We start from the raw sequence: 2,807 nt of genomic DNA, 5'->3' as shown, positions 1-2,807 counted from the left end.
CCGCGGCGGGGGCCGCCCCCCCCCCGCCCCCCCCCCCCCCGCCGCCGCGCGGGCCCCCCCCCCCCCCCCCCGGCGGTGACTTCACCTGGGCGAGTTGTCGATATAGCGCTGCATGGCCGTGTTCAGCCCGCGCATTGCCAGGGTGTAGGCGGGCGGGAAGTAGCGCTGCGCCCAGTGCCCGAGGCGGATGTCGTGGGAGGTGTAGATGAGATAGCGGTTGCGTTCGACGCCGCGCACCACCGACTTCGCGGCCGCGTCCGGGCTGACGGCGTGGCGCAGGAACAGTTTCGTGCCGCGCCGCACCGCCTCGGACTCCCGGTCGACGCCCGCGATCTCCAGCCGGTTCACCATCGGGGTGCTCATCGCGCCCGGGCACACCAGGCTGACCCCGATACGGTGCTTGCGCAGGTCGAAGCGCAGCACCTCCGACACGCCACGCAGGCCGAATTTGCCCGCGCTGTAGGGCGCGTGCCAGGGCAGGCCGAACAACCCGGCCGCCGAGGCCACGTTGACCAGGTGGCCGCCGCGCCCCGCCGCGATCATCGGCGGCACGAACTCCTCGATCACGTGGACCGGGCCCATGAGATCGATGTCGATGGTGCGCCGCCACTGTTCGTGGGTGAGACGCTCGACCGCGCCCCAGGTGGCGATGCCCGCCACGTTCATCACCACGTCCACACTGGGCAGCTGTTCGTGCACGCGGGCGGCGAAGGCCACCACGGCGTCGTGGTCGGCCACATCCAGCGCCTCGGCCGCATGCACCGTGGAACCGCCCGCGCGCAGGTCCGCGACGGTACGCTCGAGTCCGGCGCCGTCGATGTCGGTGAGGACCAGGGACGCGCCCTTGGCCGCCACCGCCTCGGCGATGCTGCGACCGAGCCCGCCCGCGGCTCCGGTGATCAGGCAGATCTTGCCGTCGAACTTGGTCATGACTCGACCCTAGTATTTGCGAACAATCTTGTCTATAAACGGTGCCGCCCCGAGATCCACCGTCGCGCGGCGAGCGCCGGGCCCGGCGACGTTCAGCGCAGCAACCGGATCCAGCGGCGGGTGTCGGCCGGATCGATGACATCGTCGAGTTCGAACACGGTGGCGGCCGTCAACGCCTTGCCGCCCGCGTAGGCCGCGGCCACCAGCGCGTCGAACGCCTTCTGCCGCTCGGCCGGATCGGCGATGGCGGCCAGTTCCTTGGCGAAGCCGAGCCGCACCGCGCCCTCCAGGCCCATGCCGCCGATCTCACCGGTCGGCCAGGAGACGATGAAGCGCGGCGAGCGGAACGAGCCCGCGGCCATCGCCTGCGCGCCGAGGCCGTACCCCTTGCGCAGCACCACCGTTCCCCACGGCACCCGCATCCGCGCGGCGTCGACGAACAACCTGCTGAACTTGGTGACGGTGGCCTGCTTCTCCGCATCCGGGCCGACCATGAAACCCGGTGTGTCGCACAGCGAGAGGATCGGCAGCCGGTGCGCGTCGCACAGCGCGAGGAAGGCGCTGAGCTTGTCGGCCGCGGGCGCGTCGATGGCGCCGCCGAGGTGGTGGCAGTCGTTGGCGATCAGGCCGAAGGGCCTGCCCTCCACCCGCACCAGCGCGGTCACGATGCCCACTCCCCAGTCCCGGCGCAGTTCCAGCACCGAGCCGACGTCCACGATCGCCTCGACGGCGGCGCGGATGTCGAAGGCGTGCAGGCGGTTCTCCGGCACCACGTGCCTGGCCAGCCGGGGATCGGGCGCCTCCCACTGTTCGGTCGCGCCCTGGAAGTAGGCCAGGTACCGCCGGGCGACGGCGACCGCCTCGGCCTCGTCCCCGGCGACCACGTGCACCACACCGTTGCGCCGCTGCACCTCGACCGGCCCGATGTCCTCGGGCCGGAACACGCCGAGCCCGCCGCCCTCGATCATGGCGGGCCCGCCCATGCCGATATTGGCGTCCGGGGTCGCGATCACCACATCGCACATGCCGAGCAGGGCGGCGTTGCCCGCGAAGCAACGGCCGGAGACGATGCCGATCAGCGGCACGCGGCCCGACAGCGCGCCCATCGCGCGGAAGGTGGTCAGGTCCAGCCCCGAGATGCCCGAGTAGTCGGTGTCGCCGGGCCGGCCACCGCCGCCCTCGGTGAAGAACACCACCGGCAGCCGCTGCTCGTGGGCCAGCTCGAGCATGCGATCGGACTTGGCGTGGTTGCGCATACCCTGGGTGCCCGCGAGCACGGTGTAGTCGTAGGACAGCACCACCGCGCGGGCGGCCCGCTCGCCGAACTGCTCGGCGTTGACGGTGGCCACGCCCGCGACCAGGCCGTCGGCGGGCGTGTTGGCGATCAGGTCCTCGGGACTGCGGCGCAGACGCTGCGCGGCCACCGCCAGGCGGCCGTACTCGACGAAGCTGCCTGCGTCGACGAGATCGTCGATGTTCTCGCGTGCGGTGCGCCTGCCGAGACGGCGCCGCTTGGCCACGGCCTCCTGGCGCGCCTCGTCCAGCACGCCGCGCCTGCGGTCGAGCACCTCGCGCAGGTCGGGGCGGATCGCGTCGAGGTCGACGGCGGTCACGTCGGCCCCCGCGTCGGCGTGCTCGGCCGGCGTCCAGACCAGCAGTGCGGCCCCCGGGTCGACCACCTCGCCCGCAGCGGCCAGCCTGCGCAGCACCCGCAGCGGCTCCTCGGCGCGCAGCACGTGCTGCATCTTCATGGCCTCGAGCACCGCCACCCGGCCGCCGGCGGCCACCAGCGTGCCCGGCTCGGCCAGCTCGACCACGGTGGCGCCCATCGGGGTGGTGAACGCCCGCTCACCCGCGCCGAGCCCGGGGTCCGGCGC

At 73.0% G+C, this 2,807-nt stretch carries 2 protein-coding genes; both read right to left on the bottom strand.

Annotation, left to right across the window (positions count from 1 at the left end; genetic code table 11):
• Positions 1–81: 81 nt before the first annotated feature.
• Complete coding sequence (locus tag QH283_RS09490; protein WP_280502646.1) at positions 82–930, bottom strand: SDR family oxidoreductase; 849 nt, start codon at positions 928–930, stop codon at positions 82–84.
• A 92-nt stretch (positions 931–1,022) separates the two neighbouring features.
• A partial coding sequence (locus QH283_RS09485) for a carboxyl transferase domain-containing protein (RefSeq protein WP_280502645.1) occupies positions 1,023–2,807 on the bottom strand: 1,785 nt, incomplete at its 5' end.

The sequence above is a fragment of the Nocardia farcinica genome, from assembly GCF_029867845.1.
In the GTDB taxonomy this organism is placed as follows: domain Bacteria; phylum Actinomycetota; class Actinomycetes; order Mycobacteriales; family Mycobacteriaceae; genus Nocardia; species Nocardia farcinica_A.
The sequence above is the reverse complement of the archived record's forward strand: the minus strand, read 5'-3'. Positions and strand labels throughout refer to the sequence as shown.

Excerpts from the sequence above, each read along its gene's own strand:
- QH283_RS09490 (WP_280502646.1), bottom strand. The coding sequence starts at position 930 with ATGACCAAGTTCGACGGCAAGATCTGCCTGATCACCGGAGCCGCGGGC.